Origin of the sequence: Micromonospora sp. WMMA2032 (assembly GCF_002688545.1) — a bacterium.
Taxonomy (GTDB): Bacteria; Actinomycetota; Actinomycetes; order Mycobacteriales; family Micromonosporaceae; genus Micromonospora; species Micromonospora sediminicola.
Window position 1 is genome coordinate 1,854,737 of sequence record NZ_CP024052.1, and the last position, 15,232, is coordinate 1,869,968.

The 15,232-nt window shown below is 72.8% G+C and carries 15 protein-coding genes; 1 reads left to right on the forward strand and 14 read right to left on the reverse strand.

Annotated elements, in window-relative coordinates; translation table 11 throughout:
• Positions 1–38: 38 nt before the first annotated feature.
• The 12 genes from coaBC to pyrR form a co-directional block, all read right to left on the reverse strand.
• Positions 39–1,247: a bifunctional phosphopantothenoylcysteine decarboxylase/phosphopantothenate--cysteine ligase CoaBC gene (coaBC, locus tag CO540_RS07955; protein ID WP_099161529.1), complete on the reverse strand. Its 1,209-nt coding sequence runs from the start codon at positions 1,245–1,247 to the stop codon at positions 39–41.
• 14 nt (positions 1,248–1,261) lie between these two features.
• Positions 1,262–1,528 carry a DNA-directed RNA polymerase subunit omega gene (gene rpoZ, locus CO540_RS07960; protein WP_013285517.1) on the reverse strand — a complete coding sequence of 89 codons (267 nt, stop codon included), beginning with the start codon at positions 1,526–1,528 and terminating at the stop codon, positions 1,262–1,264.
• A 59-nt stretch (positions 1,529–1,587) separates the two neighbouring features.
• The gene (locus CO540_RS07965) at positions 1,588–2,121 is read right to left on the reverse strand and encodes a guanylate kinase (protein ID WP_099161530.1); all 534 of its coding nucleotides are present in this window, start codon (positions 2,119–2,121) and stop codon (positions 1,588–1,590) included.
• A 25-nt stretch (positions 2,122–2,146) separates the two neighbouring features.
• Complete coding sequence (mihF, locus tag CO540_RS07970; RefSeq protein ID WP_013285515.1) at positions 2,147–2,464, reverse strand: integration host factor, actinobacterial type; 318 nt, start codon at positions 2,462–2,464, stop codon at positions 2,147–2,149.
• 179 nt (positions 2,465–2,643) lie between these two features.
• Positions 2,644–3,480: an orotidine-5'-phosphate decarboxylase gene (pyrF, locus tag CO540_RS07975; RefSeq protein ID WP_099161531.1), complete on the reverse strand. Its 837-nt coding sequence runs from the start codon at positions 3,478–3,480 to the stop codon at positions 2,644–2,646.
• A 112-nt stretch (positions 3,481–3,592) separates the two neighbouring features.
• Positions 3,593–4,867 (reverse strand): adenosylmethionine--8-amino-7-oxononanoate transaminase, encoded by a 1,275-nt coding sequence (locus tag CO540_RS07980; RefSeq protein WP_099161532.1) that lies wholly within the window; start codon positions 4,865–4,867, stop codon positions 3,593–3,595.
• Positions 4,868–4,975: 108 nt separating this feature from the next.
• A complete protein-coding gene (locus tag CO540_RS07985; protein WP_099161533.1) occupies positions 4,976–5,989 on the reverse strand; it encodes a quinone-dependent dihydroorotate dehydrogenase in 1,014 nt (337 codons plus the stop codon).
• A 94-nt stretch (positions 5,990–6,083) separates the two neighbouring features.
• The gene (gene carB / locus CO540_RS07990) at positions 6,084–9,431 is read right to left on the reverse strand and encodes a carbamoyl-phosphate synthase large subunit (RefSeq protein ID WP_099161534.1); all 3,348 of its coding nucleotides are present in this window, start codon (positions 9,429–9,431) and stop codon (positions 6,084–6,086) included.
• Entirely contained in the window at positions 9,424–10,566 is a 1,143-nt protein-coding gene (gene carA, locus CO540_RS07995; RefSeq protein ID WP_099161535.1) for a glutamine-hydrolyzing carbamoyl-phosphate synthase small subunit, read from the reverse strand. Before carA ends, carB begins: the two co-directional genes overlap by 8 nt.
• 46 nt (positions 10,567–10,612) lie before the next feature.
• Positions 10,613–11,890 carry a dihydroorotase gene (locus CO540_RS08000; protein WP_099161536.1) on the reverse strand — a complete coding sequence of 426 codons (1,278 nt, stop codon included), beginning with the start codon at positions 11,888–11,890 and terminating at the stop codon, positions 10,613–10,615.
• Entirely contained in the window at positions 11,887–12,813 is a 927-nt protein-coding gene (locus tag CO540_RS08005) for an aspartate carbamoyltransferase catalytic subunit (protein ID WP_091578045.1), read from the reverse strand. Before CO540_RS08005 ends, CO540_RS08000 begins: the two co-directional genes overlap by 4 nt.
• Positions 12,810–13,394: a bifunctional pyr operon transcriptional regulator/uracil phosphoribosyltransferase PyrR gene (gene pyrR / locus CO540_RS08010; protein WP_091578047.1), complete on the reverse strand. Its 585-nt coding sequence runs from the start codon at positions 13,392–13,394 to the stop codon at positions 12,810–12,812. The genes CO540_RS08005 and pyrR overlap by 4 nt, the downstream gene beginning before the upstream one ends.
• A gap of 286 nt (positions 13,395–13,680) precedes the next feature.
• On the opposite strand from pyrR, the gene CO540_RS08015 reads away from it, so the two are divergent.
• Positions 13,681–14,169 (forward strand): transcriptional regulator, encoded by a 489-nt coding sequence (locus CO540_RS08015; RefSeq protein ID WP_013285505.1) that lies wholly within the window; start codon positions 13,681–13,683, stop codon positions 14,167–14,169.
• Between the two features lie 61 nt (positions 14,170–14,230).
• Here CO540_RS08015 and nusB read toward each other — a convergent pair whose 3' ends face one another.
• Both nusB and efp read right to left on the reverse strand, forming a co-directional pair.
• Positions 14,231–14,641 carry a transcription antitermination factor NusB gene (gene nusB / locus CO540_RS08020; protein ID WP_172967998.1) on the reverse strand — a complete coding sequence of 137 codons (411 nt, stop codon included), beginning with the start codon at positions 14,639–14,641 and terminating at the stop codon, positions 14,231–14,233.
• 23 nt (positions 14,642–14,664) lie between these two features.
• Positions 14,665–15,222, reverse strand: a complete 558-nt coding sequence (efp, locus tag CO540_RS08025; protein WP_091578052.1) for an elongation factor P — start codon at positions 15,220–15,222, stop codon at positions 14,665–14,667.
• Positions 15,223–15,232: the final 10 nt, after the last annotated feature.

A 15,232-nucleotide genomic window follows, 5' to 3' on the forward strand; every position in this document is an offset into this window, starting at 1 on the left:
TTCCGGTCCGGCCCCGGGAACGGCGAGCAGACCAACCGTCAGGACGGCGGGCCCAGGCGCGCCGCCACGAGATCCCAGACGGCGTCGGCCAGGTCCTCCTTGGGCTGCTCGGGCAGCCGGTGCACGGCGCCGTCGGCCCCGATCACGGTCGCCGCGTTGGTCTCCGCGCCGAAGACCTTGTCGACACCCACCTCGTTGACCACGATCAGGTCGGCGCGCTTGCGGGCGAGCTTGGCCCGGCCGTTGGCCTCGGCGTCGTCGGTCTCCGCGGCGAAGATCACCAGCACCTGCCCGGGCCGGCGATCCCGGCCCAACTCGGCGGCGATGTCCGGGTTGGTGACCAGCTCGACGGTCGGCGCGACGCCGTCCGCCGACTTCTTGATCTTCCCGGTGGCGTAGCTGGCCGGACGGAAGTCGGCGGGCGCGGCGGCCATCACCACTGCGTCCGCGTCGGTGGCCGCCGCCAGCGTGGCCTCGCGCAGCTCCTCGGTGGTGCCCACCCGGACCAGGTCGGCGCCGGCCGGGTCGGCGAGGGCCACGTTCGCCGACACCAGCGTCACCCGGGCGCCCCGGGCCACGGCGGCGCGGGCGAACGCGTACCCCTGCTTGCCGGACGACCGGTTGCCGAGGAAGCGGACCGGGTCGAGCGGCTCGCGGGTGCCGCCGGCGGTGACCACCACGTGCCGGCCGGCCAGGTCGGCCGGGGCGGCGACGCCGCGGGCCAGCGCCCGCCGGGCGACGGCGAAGATCTCCGCCGGGTCGGGCAGCCGGCCCTTGCCGGTGTCCCGCCCGGTCAGGCGGCCGACCGCCGGCTCGATCACCCGTACGCCCCGGGAGCGCAGCGTGGCCACGTTGGCCACGGTCGCCGGGTGCTCCCACATCTCGGTGTGCATGGCCGGGGCCAGCACCACCGGGCAGCGCGCGGTCAGCAGCGTGTTGGTGAGCAGGTCGTCGGCGAGGCCGTGCGCGGCCTTGGCGAGCAGGTCGGCGGTGGTCGGCGCCACCACGACCAGGTCCGCGTGCTGCCCGAGCCGCACGTGCGGCACCTCGTGCACGTCGGACCAGACGTCGTCGGCCACCGGTTGGCCGGAGAGGGCCGCCCAGGTCGGCGCACCGACGAAGCGGAGCGCCGACGCGGTCGGCACGACCCGGACCCGGTGACCCGACTCGGTGAAGAGCCGGAGCAGCTCACACGCCTTGTAGGCGGCGATGCCACCGCCGACCCCGAGGACGATCTCGGCGGGCATCGGCGCGGACGGAACTACGGCTGGTCGGTCGGCTCGGCGGTGAGCAGGCCCGCGTTGATCTCACGCATCGCGATGGAGAGCGGCTTCTCCTGCGGGGTGGTCTCCACCAGCGGGCCGACGTACTCCAGCAGGCCCTCACCGAGCTGGCTGTAGTAGGCGTTGACCTGGCGGGCACGCTTGGCGGCGAAGATGACCAGCGCGTACTTCGAGGTGGTCTTCTCGAGCAGCTCGTCGATCGGCGGGTTGGTGATGCCCTCGGGGTTGGTGGCGATGGATCCCACGAATTCAAACCTCTGCGTCTCGTGCGCCGCCCGGGGGCGGTGACCGGCTGGCGGGCCGCTCAACCGCCGGGAGGCGGTCGGGCCGGGGCCAGGAATGACGAACCGAGCAATCCTACCAGCTCGGTGGCGGCACGCTCGGTTCGGTCGTGCGCCACGGCGTGTGTGAAGGCGGCCGCGACGGCCGGCTCGGCCCGGTACGCCGGCGGCGCGAGCAGCACCAGCCGGGCCCGCGGCGCCACGGCCCGGACGGCGAGCGCGCCGGCCAGGTCCAACGGCAGCAGCACCGGACGGCCCTGCCTGAGCCGGGTCCACACGCCCGCGCGGGGCACGCCCCGCCGGTACGGCCCGATCCGGCACCACTCCAGCAGCTCGCCGGCCGCGATCAGCCGGTCGAAGCCGGCGGGGTCGAGGAAGAGGCGGTCCACCCCGTCGCGCTCCCCCGGGCGCGGCGGCCGCGTGGTGGCGACCACCGGCACCCACACGGACGCAAGGCGCGCCCGGACCAACTCGACGACACTGCCCCGGCCGGCCCCGGAGGGGCCGGAAAGGACAGTGAGCCGAGCCGCCGAGCGCGCCTCGTCATCCGTGCTCACCGCTTGTTTCTACACGGTGGGCCGTTCAGTTGGCGGCGAACTCTCCGAGCAGCGCCTTACGCTGCTGCTCGCCGAGGCCGCGCAGGCGACGGCTGTCGGCGATCTTGAGCTTCTCCATGATCTGGGTGGCCCGGATCTTGCCGATGCCCGGCATCGCCTGGAGCACTGCCGAAACCTTCAGCTTGCCCACGACGTCGTCGGACTCGGCCCGCTCGAGGACGGTGGCGAGGGTGGTCTTGCCCTGCTTGAGCTGCTCCTTCAGCTCAGCGCGGGCCTTGCGGATCTCCGCGGCCTTCTCCAGCGCGGCAGCGCGCTGTTCGGGGGTCAGTGACGGGAGCGGCACCAGTTCTCCTCAGGTCCCTAGTACGGCGGGCGGAGCGCCCCACCGCAGCTGTGAAACGTGGTGTCGCTGGCAACCAAAGGGGTCCGTGGTTCCCAGCGCGGGGAAAACTAGCGGTCAACGGAGCTTTCGGCAACGTGGACGCGCGATGATCAACGTAAAGTGACGGAGCCGTCAGTCAGTCAGGCGGTGGTCAGGGCGGCCCGGCACTCGGTCAGCACCCGCTCGACGGCGGCCCGCAGGGCCGCCTGGTCCGGCCCCGCGCCCAGCACCTCACGGGAGTACGACGGCAGCACCGACGGCAGGGCGGCGCCGAAGACCGCACGCAGCCCGGCGGGCGTCCCACCCTGCGCCCCGAGGCCCGGCGCGAGCAGCGGACCGTTGACCGCATCCAGGTCGTGACCGGTCTCACCGATCGTCGCGCCGACCACCAGGCCGATGCTGCCGAGCGGCTCCGCACCCCGGTTGAGCTGGGAAATCTCGTCGATCACAGTCTGCGCCACGGTGCGTCCGTCGGCGGCCACGGCACGCTGCACGGCAGCGCCCTCGGGGTTCGAGGTGAGCGCCAGGACGAACACTCCGCCGCCGTGCGCGGCGGCCAACTCGAACATCGGGGCGAGCGAACCCACCCCCAGGTAGGGGCTCGCGGTGACCGCGTCGACATACAGCGGGCTGGATGGATCGAGGTACGCCGAGGCGTACGCGCGGACCGTCGAGCCGATGTCACCGCGCTTGACGTCGAGCAGAACGAGCGCGCCCGCATTTCGCAACTGTCGGATAGTTGACTCAAGCACGCCGACACCCCGCGCGCCGAAGCGCTCGAAGAACGCCGACTGCGGCTTGACCACGGCCACCCGGTCGCCGATCGCCTCCACCACGGTGCGGCTGAACCGTTCGAGCCCCTCGACGTCGTCGGGCAGGCCCCAGTCGGCGAGCAGACCCGGGTGCGGGTCGATCCCCACGCAGAGCGGTCCCCGCTCCGCCACGGCCCGGTGCAGGCGGGCGCCGAACGTCTCCATCGCGCATCTCCCTCTTCCGGCGGCCGGGGCCGCCTCCGTGTCCGGCGACGGACCTCCCGTCGCGTCAGGTCGTCCCGGCCGGACCAGCCGGCCCCGACCGCCCGGCCGGGACTCAGCCGGCCTTGACCGCGGCGGCCACGCCGGCCGCGATCCGGGCCACGTCCGCCTCGTCGCAGACGTACGGCGGCATGGTGTAGACCAGGTCCCGGAACGGGCGCAGCCACACCCCCTCCCCGACCGCGGCGGCGGTCGCCCGCGGCAGGTCCACCTCGTGGTCCAGCTGGACCACGCCGATCGCGCCGAGCACCCGCACGTCGGCCACGCCCGGCGTGCCGCGCAACGGCTCCAGGCCGGCCCGCAGGCCCGCCGCGATCCCCGCCACCCGCCCGGACCAGTCCCCGGCCCGCAGCAGGCCCAGGGAGGCGTTGGCGACCGCGCAGGCGAGCGGGTTGCCCATGAACGTCGGACCGTGCGCCAGCACGCCGTCGGCGGAGATCGCCCCGGCCACCTCGGGGGTGCAGAGCGCCGCCGCCAGCGTCAGATAGCCACCGGTGAGCGCCTTGCCGACGCAGAGCACGTCCGGCGTGACGCCGGCGTGCTCGGCGGCGAACAGCCGGCCGGTCCGGCCGAAGCCGGTGGCGATCTCGTCGAAGACCAGCAGGATGCCGTGCCGCCGGGTCACCTCGCGCAGCACCCGCAGGTAGTGCGGGTGGTGGAACCGCATCCCGCCGGCGCCCTGGACCACCGGCTCGACGATCACCGCGGCCAGCTCGTCGGCGTGCCGCTCCACCGCCTCCACCAGCGCCGCCTCGTACGCCGGGTCGGGCGTGGCGTCGAAGCCGGGCGGCGGCACCGGCGCGAACACCTGACGGGGCAGCACGTCGCCCCACAGGTGGTGCATGCCGCCCTCCGGGTCGCAGACGCTCATCGGGTGGAACGTGTCGCCGTGGTAGCCGCCCCGCCAGGTGCCCAGCCGGCGGCGTCCCGGGCGCCCGACGGCGCGCTGGTACTGCAGGCACATCTTCACCGCGACCTCGACGCTCACCGAGCCGGAGTCGGCCAGGAAGACGTGTTCCAGCCCGTCCGGGGCCAGCTCGACCAGGGTGCGCGCCAGGCGTGCCGCGGGTTCGTGGGTGAGGCCGCCGAACATCACGTGGCTCATCCGTCCGAGCTGGTCGGTCACCGCGGCGTCCAGCACCGGGTGCCGGTAGCCGTGGATCGCCGCCCACCAGGACGACATGCCGTCGACCAGCTCCCGCCCGTCGCCCAGCCGCAACCGCACCCCGGCGGCGCTCTCCACCACGTACGGCGGGCTGCCCGCCGGCATCCCCGAGTAGGGATGCCAGACGTGCCGCCGGTCAAGGGTGAGGATCTCCTCGGGCGTCACGGACTCTCCTCCTTCGCCTCTCCCCGGCGATCTTGCGGTTTCGGCCCGTGTCGCGCCCGGTATGAGCGGTGTGCCGGGGCCGAAACTGCAAGATCGCGCGAACCGGGGTCAACGGGTGGTGCGGGTGGTGATGGCTCGGGTGAGGGCGGGGCCCCGGTAGATGAAGCCGGTGTAGAGCTGGACCAGGGCGGCGCCGGCGTCGAACATCCGGGTCGCGTCGTCGGGGTCGAGGATGCCGCCGACGCCGATCACCGGCAGACGGCCCCCGGTCTCCCGGTGCACGAAGCCGACCAGTTCCCGGGCGCGGTCGGTCAGCGGCCGGCCGGAGAGGCCGCCCGTCTCGGCGGCGCGCGCCCGGTCGGCGGGGGCGAGCCCGTCCCGACCGAGCGTGGTGTTGGTGGCGATGACGCCGGCCGCGCCCCGGTCCAGGCACACCTCCAGCAGCTCGGCGACGGCCGGCTCGCTGAGGTCCGGGGCGATCTTCACCAGCACCGGCTTCTCCCCCACCAGCGCGGCGAGCAGCGCGTCCAGATGGGACCGGTCCTGCAGCGACCGCAGGCCCGGGGTGTTCGGCGAGGAGACGTTGACCGCGAAGTAGTCGCCGTGCCCCATGAGCGCCCGGTAGGAGGCCAGGTAGTCCTCGACCGCCTCGTCCAGCGGGGTCACCTTGGACTTGCCGAGCGAGATGCCCAGCGGCACGCCGAGCGGGCGCGGCAGCGCCGCCAGCCGGGCGGCCAGGGCGTCCGCGCCGGCGTTGTTGAAGCCCATCCGGTTGATCACGGCCTCGCTGTCGCGCAGCCGGAACAGCCGGGGCCGGGGGTTGCCCGGCTGGGCGTGCGCGGTCACGGTGCCGACCTCGACGAAACCGAAGCCGAGCGCCGGCCAGGCGGGCAGCGCCAGACCGTTCTTGTCCATGCCGGCGGCCAACCCGACGGGGTTCGGGAAGCGCACCCCGAACACCTCCCGCGGCGAGGCCCGGAAGTACGTCCGACGCAGCGCCGCCAGCATCGCCGGCCGCCGCGACAGCGCGGCCAGCCGGGCGAGGGTCCACTCGTGCGCCGCCTCGGCGTCCCCGCCCCCGAGCGCGAACAGCCGCGGCCGCACCACCTTCTCGAAGATCACCGCCCCGCCCCCGACCCGTTGACCCTGAGGTTGGCGGCGATGTGGATGTCCGTCACCGCCGCCAACCTCATGATCGACGCGGATGTCGGGGTGGTCACTCGCCGGCCCGGAGGGCGGCGTGCAGGTCCTGGAGGGGGCGGACCTGGAGGTCGCCGTTGATCCTCGCCTCGATGCCCATGACCGCGGCGGCGGCGCCGGGGACGGTGGTGACACACGGGATGTCCGCGGTGACCGCGGCGCTGCGGATCTCGTAGCCGTCCGAGCGGGCACTCGCGCCGGAGCCCTGCGGGGTGTTGACCACCAGCGCCACGTCGCCGCCGAGGATCAGCGAGACCGCGTCCGCCCCCTCGCCCGACTCGTAGTGCTTGCGGATCTGCTCGCAGGCGATGCCGTGCCGGCGCAGCACCTCGGCCGTGCCGGTGGTGGCGACGATCTCGAAGCCGAGGTCCGCCAGGCGCTTGATCGGGAAGATCATGCCGCGCTTGTCGCGGTTCGCCACCGAGACGAAGATCTTCCCGGCCGTCGGCAGCGACCCGTACGCGGCGGCCTGCGACTTGGCGAACGCCCGGCCGAAGCCGGTGTCGATGCCCATCACCTCGCCGGTGGACCGCATCTCCGGGCCGAGCAGCACGTCGATGCCCTTGCCGGCCGGGGTGCGGAACCGCTTGAACGGCAGCACCGCCTCCTTGACCGCGATCGGCGCGTCGGCCGGCATGGTGCCGCCGTCACCGGTCGGCGGCAGCAGGCCCTCGGCGCGCAGCTGCGCGATCGTCGCGCCCAACGCGATCCGGGCCGCCGCCTTGGCCAGCGGCACCGCCGTGGCCTTCGACACGAACGGCACCGTACGCGAGGCGCGGGGGTTGGCCTCCAGCACGTAGAGCGTGTCGCCCTGCAACGCGTACTGGACGTTGAGCAGGCCGCGCACCCCGACGCCGCGGGCGATCTCCTCGGTGTAGCGGCGCACCTGCGTCAGGTGCGAGCCGGCCAGCGTGATCGGCGGCAACGCGCAGGAGGAGTCGCCGGAGTGGATGCCGGCCTCCTCGATGTGCTCCATCACGCCGCCCAGGTAGACGTCGCCGTCCGCGTCGACCAACGCGTCCACGTCGATCTCGATGGCGTCGTCGAGGAAGCGGTCCACCAGCACCGGGTGATCGGGCGAGATGTCGGTGGCCCGGCCGATGTAGTCGCGCAGCGTGGCGTCGTCGTAGACGATCTCCATGCCCCGACCGCCGAGCACGTACGACGGCCGCACCAGCACCGGGTACCCGATCTCGTCGGCGATCGCCTTCGCCTCGTCGTACGAGGTGGCCATGCCGTGCGCGGGCGCCCGCAGCCCGGCCCGGGCCAGCACCGCGCCGAACGCGCCCCGCTCCTCGGCCAGGTGGATCGACTCCGGAGAGGTGCCGACGATCGGCACCCCGGCGTCCTTGAGCCGCTGGGCCAGGCCCAGCGGGGTCTGGCCGCCGAGCTGCACGACCACCCCGACCACGCCCGGCCCGCCGGCCGCCTTGCCCGACGAGTCCTCGGCGTGCCAGACCTCCAGCACGTCCTCGAAGGTCAGCGGCTCGAAGTAGAGCCGGTCGGCGGTGTCGTAGTCGGTGGAGACGGTCTCCGGGTTGCAGTTGACCATCACGGTCTCGTAGTCCACGTCCCGCAGTGCCTGGACGGCGTGCACGCACGAGTAGTCGAACTCGATGCCCTGCCCGATCCGGTTCGGCCCGGAGCCGAGGATGAGCACCTTCGGCCGGTCCGAGGGCGCCACCTCCGTCTCGGAGTCGTAGGTCGAGTAGTGGTAGGGCGTGGTCGCCTCGAACTCGGCCGCGCAGGTGTCCACCGTCTTGTAGACCGGCCGGACCCCGAGCCGGTGGCGCAGCGTGCGTACCCCGTCCTCGGCGGCCAGCTCGGGGCGCAGCGCGGCCAGCTGCCGGTCGGACAGGCCGGCCCGCTTGGCCCGGCGCAGCAGGCCGGCGTCGAGCACCGGGGCGTCGACGATCTCGGCGCGCAGCTCGACCAGGGCGGCGATCTGGTCCAGGAACCAGGGGTCCATGCCGCCGGAGGCCTCGGCCACCTCGGCGATCGACGCGCCCAGGCGCAGCGCCCGCTCGACGGTGTAGAGCCGGCCGTCGTGCGGCATCCGCAGCGCGGCGAGCGTGTTCTCCTTCGTGGCTCCCGCCGGGTCCGGGGTGGTCCAGAAACCGGACGACCTGGTTTCCATCGAGCGCATCGCCTTGTTCAGCGCCTCGGTGAAGTTGCGGCCCAGGCTCATCGCCTCGCCCACCGACTTCATGGTGGTGGTCAGCTCCGGGTCGGCGCCGGGGAACTTCTCGAACGCGAACCGGGGGATCTTCACCACCACGTAGTCCAGCGTCGGCTCGAACGCGGCCGGCGTCTTGAGCGTGATGTCGTTGGGGATCTCGTCCAGCGTGTAGCCGATGGCGAGCTTCGCGGCGATCTTGGCGATGGGGAAGCCGGTGGCCTTCGACGCCAGCGCCGAGGAGCGCGACACCCGCGGGTTCATCTCGATCACGACGATCCGGCCGTCGGCCGGGTTGACCGCGAACTGGATGTTGCAGCCACCGGTGTCCACCCCGACCTCGCGCAGCACGGCGATGCCGAGGTCGCGCAGCCGCTGGTACTCCCGGTCGGTGAGCGTCATCGACGGAGCCACCGTGACGCTGTCACCGGTGTGCACGCCCATCGGGTCGACGTTCTCGATCGAGCAGACCACCACCACGTTGTCGTGGCGGTCGCGCATCAGCTCGAGTTCGTACTCCTTCCAGCCGAGCACGCTCTCCTCGATGAGCACCTCGTGCACCGGGCTGGCGGCCAGGCCCGCGCCGGCGATGCGCTCCAGGTCCTCGTCGGTGTGCGCCATGCCCGAGCCGAGACCGCCCATGGTGAACGACGGGCGGATGACCACCGGCAGGCCCAGCTCGGCGACCGTGTCCCGGACCTCGTCCATCGAGTGGCAGACCCGCGAGCGCGGGGTCAGCGTCGACGGGTCGTCCAGGCCCAGGCGTACGCCGGCCTTGGCCACGATGTCCTTGAACAGCTGCCGGTCCTCGCCCCGGTTGATCGCCTCGATGTTGGCGCCGATCAGCTCGACGCCGTACTTCTCCAGCACGCCCGCCTCGTGCAGCGCGACCGCGGTGTTCAGCGCGGTCTGCCCGCCCAGGGTGGGCAGCAGCGCGTCCGGGCGCTCCTTGGCGATGACCAGCTCGACGAACTCCGGGGTGATCGGCTCGACGTAGGTGGCGTCGGCGAACTCCGGATCGGTCATGATCGTCGCCGGGTTGGAGTTGACCAGGCTGACCCGGATCCCCTCGCTGCGCAGCACCCGGCAGGCCTGGGTGCCGGAGTAGTCGAACTCGCAGGCCTGTCCGATCACGATCGGCCCGGAGCCGATCACCAGCACGTGCTTCAGGTCGGTCCGCTTAGGCATTCTTGCCGCCTTCGATGAGCTCGGCGAAGCGGTCGAACAGGTAGTCCGCGTCGTGCGGACCGGCCGCCGCCTCCGGGTGGTACTGGACGGTGAAGGCGGGCACGTCCACGGCCCGCAGCCCCTCGACCACGTTGTCATTGAGGCAGAGGTGTGACACCTGGACGCCGCCGAACTCGGTCTGGATCACCTGATCCGGCACCACCGCGCCGTCCCCGGCGCCCGGCACCTGCACCGCGAAGCCGTGGTTGTGGCTGGTCACCTCGACCTTGCCGGTGACCCGGTCGAGCACCGGCTGGTTGATGCCGCGGTGGCCGTACCCGAGCTTGTAGGTGCCGAAGCCGAGCGCCCGGCCGAGGATCTGACTGCCGAAGCAGATGCCGAACAGCGGGATCCGCCGGGTCAGCACCTCCCGCGCCAGGGCCACCGGGCCGTCGGCGGTCGCCGGGTCGCCCGGGCCGGGCGAGAGGAACACCGCGTCCGCGCCGGTGGCGAGCAGGTCGTCGATCGTCGAGCCGGCCGGCAGCACGTGCGTGGTGACGCCGCGGGCGGCGAGCCGACGCGGCACGTTGCGCTTGATGCCCAGGTCCAGCGCGGCCACCGTGAACCGGTGCTCGCCCTGCGCCTCGACGACGTACGGCTTGGGGGTGCTCACCTCGGCGGACAGGTCGGCGCCGACCATCTGCGGCGAGCGGCGTACCCGCTCCAGCAACGCGGCCGGGTCGTCCTCGACGCTGGAGACACCGACCCGCATCGCGCCGCGCTCACGCAGGTGCCGGGTGAGCGCCCGGGTGTCCACCCCGCTGATGCCGACCACTCCCTCGGCGGCGAGCCGGTCCTCCAGGCCGCCGGTGGCGCGCCAGTTCGAGCCGATCCGGGCCGGGTCGCGCACCACGTACCCGGCCACCCAGATCCGGCCGGACTCGTCGTCCTCGCCGTTGACGCCGGTGTTGCCGATGTGCGGCGCGGTCTGCACCACCACCTGCCGGTGGTAGGAGGGGTCGGTGAGCGTCTCCTGGTAGCCGGTCATGCCGGTGTTGAAGACCGCCTCGCCGAAGGTCTCCCCGACGCTGCCGTACGCCTCGCCGTGGAACGTGCGCCCGTCCTCCAGGACGAGAATCGCGGGCCGTCGCTTCACTGTCCCCGCCTTTCGTTCCCGACTGCGGGACTCCGCTTCGCTGCGCTCACTTGACTGCCTTTCCGTCCAGGACCGTCGGCTCGCCGCGCAGGAAGGTCGCCACGATGCGACCCGGCAGCGTCATGCGGGCGTACGGGGTGTTGCGACTGCGGCTGGCCAGCTCCGCCGGTTCGATGACGCGCCGGGCGGCCGGGTCCACCAGGGTCAGGTTGGCCGGCACGCCGGGCGCGGGGTCGACGCCCTGCCCGGCCAGGCCGGCGATCCGGGCCGGCGCCCGGGACATCCGCTCGGCGATCAGGTCCCACCGCGGACCGAACACGTCGAGCGCGATGGAGAGCGCCGTCTCCAGGCCGAGCATGCCCGGCCGGGCGTACGCCCACTCGCACTCCTTGTCCTCCACGGCGTGCGGCGCGTGGTCGGTGGCGATGATGTCGATCACGCCCTCGGCCAGCGCGGCCCGCAGCGCGGCGACGTCGGCGGCGGTGCGCAGCGGCGGGTTGACCTTGAAGACCGGGTCGTACGTCTCGGCCCGCTCGTCGGTCAGCAGCAGGTGATGCGGCGTCACCTCGGCGGTCACCCGCACCCCGCGCGCCTTGGCCTGCCGCAGCACCTCGACGCTGCCGGCGGTGGAGACGTGGCAGACGTGCAGCCGGCTGCCGACGTGCTCGGCCAGCAGCACGTCCCGGGCGATGATCGCCTCCTCGGCGACGGCCGGCCAGCCGGTCAGCCCGAGCCGGGTGGACACCTCGCCCTCGTGCATCTGCGCGCCCTCGGTGAGCCGGGGCTCCTCGGCGTGCTGGGCGATCACCCCGTCGAACGCCTTGACGTATTCCAGCGCCCGGCGCATCAGCCGCGGGTCGGCCACGCAGTGCCCGTCGTCGGAGAAGATCCGCACCCGGGCCGCGGAGTCGGCCATCGCGCCCAGCTCGGCCAGGCGCTCCCCGGCCAGCCCGACGGTCACCGCGCCGATCGGCTGCACGTCGACCAAGCCGGCCTCCCGGCCGAGGCGCCAGACCTGCTCGACCACGCCGGCGGTGTCGGCGACCGGCGACGTGTTCGCCATCGCGCACACCGCCGTGTAGCCGCCGAGCGCCGCCGCCCGGGACCCGGACTCGACCGTCTCGGCGTCCTCCCGGCCGGGTTCACGCAGGTGGGTGTGCAGATCGACCAGGCCCGGCAGCGCGACCAGGCCGGTCGCGTCGAGCACCGTGGCGTCGCCGGCGGTCAGGCCGGCGCCGGCCTCGGCCACCACACCGTCGCGGATGAGCAGGTCGGTCGGCTCGCCGTCGAGCACACGGACGTTCCTGATGAGGTACGCGGTCACCGGTTGTTCCCTCCGAGCAGCAGGTAGAGGACGGCCATCCGCACGGAGACCCCGTTGGCGACCTGTTCGACGATGGTGGAGCGGGACGAGTCGGCGACCTCGGGCGTGATCTCCATCCCCCGGTTCATCGGGCCGGGGTGCATGACGATCGCGTGCTCGGGCAGCCGGCGCATGCGCGGCCCGTCGAGCCCGTAGCGGCGGGCGTACTCCCGGGCCGAGGGGAAGTAGGAGTCGCTCATCCGCTCCCGCTGCACCCGCAGCATCATCACCACGTCCACACCGGGAAGAACGGTGTCGAGGTCGTAGGAGACGTCGGTGCCGGGGGCCAGCGCCGGGGAGATGTCGCGCGGGATGAGCGTCGGCGGACCGACCAGGGTGACCTTGGCGCCCAGCGTGCTGAGCAGCAGCACGTTCGAGCGGGCCACCCGGGAGTGCAGCACGTCGCCGACGATCGCCACGTGCAGGCCGGCGAGCCGGCCCAGCCGGGACCGCATCGTGTACGCGTCGAGCAGCGCCTGGGTGGGGTGCTCGTGGGTGCCGTCGCCGGCGTTGACCACCGACCCGTCCACCCAGTCGGCCAGCCGGTGCGGCGCGCCGGAGGCGGGGTGCCGGACGACCACCGCGTCGGCGCCCATGGCCTGCAGGGTCAGCGCGGTGTCCTTGAGGCTCTCCCCCTTGGCCACGCTGGAACCCTTGGCGGAGAAGTTGATCACGTCGGCGCTGAGCCGCTTGGCGGCCGCCTCGAACGAGATCCGGGTCCGGGTGGAGTCCTCGTAGAAGAGGTTGACCACGGTGCGTCCGCGCAGCGCGGGCAGCTTCTTGACCTCGCGGCCGGCCACGGTGGCCATCTCGGCCGCGGTGTCCAGGACCAGGGTGGCGGTGTCGGCGTCCAGGTCGGCGCCGGAGAGCAGGTGACGGATCATGCGGGTGACCCCCCGTACAACTTGACCTCGTCGGTGCCGTCGGTCTCGGCGAGGGTGACCTTGACATTCTCGGCCAGCGCGGTGGGGATGTTCTTGCCCACGTAGTCGGCGCGGATCGGCAGCTGGCGGTGACCGCGATCGACCAGGACGGCGAGCTGGACGGAGGCCGGGCGGCCGACGTCGCTGAGCGCGTCCAGCGCGGCCCGCACGGTGCGGCCGGAGAAGAGCACGTCGTCGACGAGGACGACCCGCTTGCCGTCGATCCCGCCGGGCGGCAGGTCGGTCGGGCCGACCGCGCGGGTGGCGTGCCGGCGCAGGTCGTCGCGGTAGAGGGTGATGTCGAGCACGCCGACCGGGACGGTCACGTCCTCGAAGGTGCTGATCCGGGCGGCGAGCCGCCTGGCCAGGGGCACGCCCCGGGTGGGGATGCCGAGCAGCACGGTGTCGGCGGCGCCCTGGGTCTTCTCCAGGATCTGGTGGGCGATGCGGTCGACCACCCGCGAGACGTCGGCGGCGGCGAGGATCACCTTCACCGAGGGTTGTCGCGGCGGCGACGGTTGGGCAGCCGGTGGGTAGGCCACGGCGGACCTCCTTCCCCGCCTCACGGGACGGGTCGTTAAAGGACGTCTGATCGACTCCGGCGGAACCGCGAGGGCCCGGACCGGGGCTTCACGCCACGTTACCAGCGGTCACCGGACCCCCCGTCGCCGGTCCTGACCTGCTGGTCAGCCCGGAGAAATGCGGACAAGCCAGACCGGCCCCCCGGACCCGGTGGAGAGCAACACTTGACCACGTGTCGCAATCCCCGTACCGTCACGCTCCGTAGCGATAGCTGGGAGAACCCCGAGCAGCACTGGGAGTGTCCGAATGCCCTCTGAATACGCCAAGTCGCTGGGCGCCCGCCTGCGCTCCATCCGCCAGCAGCAGGGCCTGTCCCTGCAGGGTGTGGAGGAGAAGTCGAACGGGCGGTGGAAGGCCGTGGTGGTCGGCTCGTACGAGCGCGGCGACCGGGCCGTCACCGTGTCCCGCCTGGCGGAGCTGGCCGACTTCTACCGCGTTCCCGTCTCGGAGCTGCTGCCCGACGGCAGTGGGGTGCGTCACGAGCCCACCAGCAAGATCGTGCTGGACCTGGAGCGGCTCTACGACGAGGCCTCCGAGGACCTCGCGTACGTCGCCCGGTACGCCCGCGCCATCCAGCAGCAGCGCGGTGACTACAACGGCCGGGTGCTCTCCATCCGCGCCGACGACCTGCGCGCCCTCGCCATCGTCTACGACGCCTCGCCGTCGGGTCTGATCGAGCGGCTGACCGAGCACGGTGTGCTGGTCGCCGACCCGCGGGCGTTCTTCGCCTCCTGACCCACCCGTACGTCGAAAGGGCCCGTGCCATCCGGCACGGGCCCTTCGTCGTCGCGGCGCGTCAGCGCGTGGCGTACTCGGCGATCCGGCCGAGGATGCCGTTGAGGAACCGGGGCGAGTCGTCGGTCGACATCTGCCGGGCCAGCTCGACGGCCTCGCTGATCGCCACCGCGTCGTCGATCTCGTCGACGTAGAGCAGCTCGTAGACGGCGATCCGGGCCAGGTTGCGGTCGACCACCGGCATCCGGTCGATCGTCCACCCCTCGGCGTAGCTGGCGATCGTCTCGTCGATCCGGTCGAGGTGCGCCGCGACGCCCTCGACCAGCCCGACCGCGTAGCCGAGGTGGTCGGGGCGGGGCTGCTCGATCCGCTCCAGGTAGCCGGCCAGGACCTCGACCGGGGGCCGGTCGCGCAGGTCGGCCTCGAAGAGCACGTCCAGCGCCCGCTTGCGCGCCTTGCGGCGCGCCGGCATCTGCTGCTTCGGACCCTCGGCCATCAGGCTCGGCCGAGGTAACGGCCGTCGCGGGTGTCGACCTTGATCTTCTCACCGGTGGTGATGAACAGCGGAACCTGGACCGTGGCGCCCGTCTCGACGGTGGCCGGCTTGTTGCCGCCGGTCGACCGGTCGCCCTGCAGGCCGGGCTCGGTGTAGGTGACCTCGAGCACGACCGAGGTCGGCAGCTCGATGTAGAGCGGGACGCCCTCGTGGGTGGCGACGGTCGCCTCGGCCTCCGGGAGGAGGTAGTTGGCGGCCTCGCCGACGACGCCGCCCATGACGGTGATCTGGTCGAACGTCTCCAGATCCATGAAGACGTAGTCCTCGCCGTCGGCGTACAGGTACTGCATGGTGCGCTTGTCCACGGTCGCCGTCTCGACCTTGGTGCCCGCGTTGAAGGTCTTGTCGACCACCTTGCCGGACAGCACGTTCTTCAGCGTGGTGCGCACGAAGGCACCACCCTTACCGGGCTTGACGTGCTGGAACTCGACGACGGCCCACAGCTCGCCGTCCAGGTTGAGTACCAGGCCGTTCTTCAGGTCGTTGGTGGTGGCCATTTCCTGCCTT

Coding starts and splice junctions, on each gene's coding strand:
- coaBC (WP_099161529.1), bottom strand. CDS start 1,247: ATGCCCGCCGAGATCGTCCTCGGGGTCGGCGGTGGCATCGCCGCCTAC.
- pyrF (WP_099161531.1), bottom strand. CDS start 3,480: ATGGAGACGTTCGGCGCCCGCCTGCACCGGGCCGTGGCGGAGCGGGGA.
- carB (WP_099161534.1), bottom strand. CDS start 9,431: ATGCCTAAGCGGACCGACCTGAAGCACGTGCTGGTGATCGGCTCCGGG.
- CO540_RS08005 (WP_091578045.1), bottom strand. CDS start 12,813: ATGATCCGTCACCTGCTCTCCGGCGCCGACCTGGACGCCGACACCGCC.
- CO540_RS08015 (WP_013285505.1), top strand. CDS start 13,681: ATGCCCTCTGAATACGCCAAGTCGCTGGGCGCCCGCCTGCGCTCCATC.
- nusB (WP_172967998.1), bottom strand. CDS start 14,641: ATGCCGGCGCGCCGCAAGGCGCGCAAGCGGGCGCTGGACGTGCTCTTC.
- efp (WP_091578052.1), bottom strand. CDS start 15,222: ATGGCCACCACCAACGACCTGAAGAACGGCCTGGTACTCAACCTGGAC.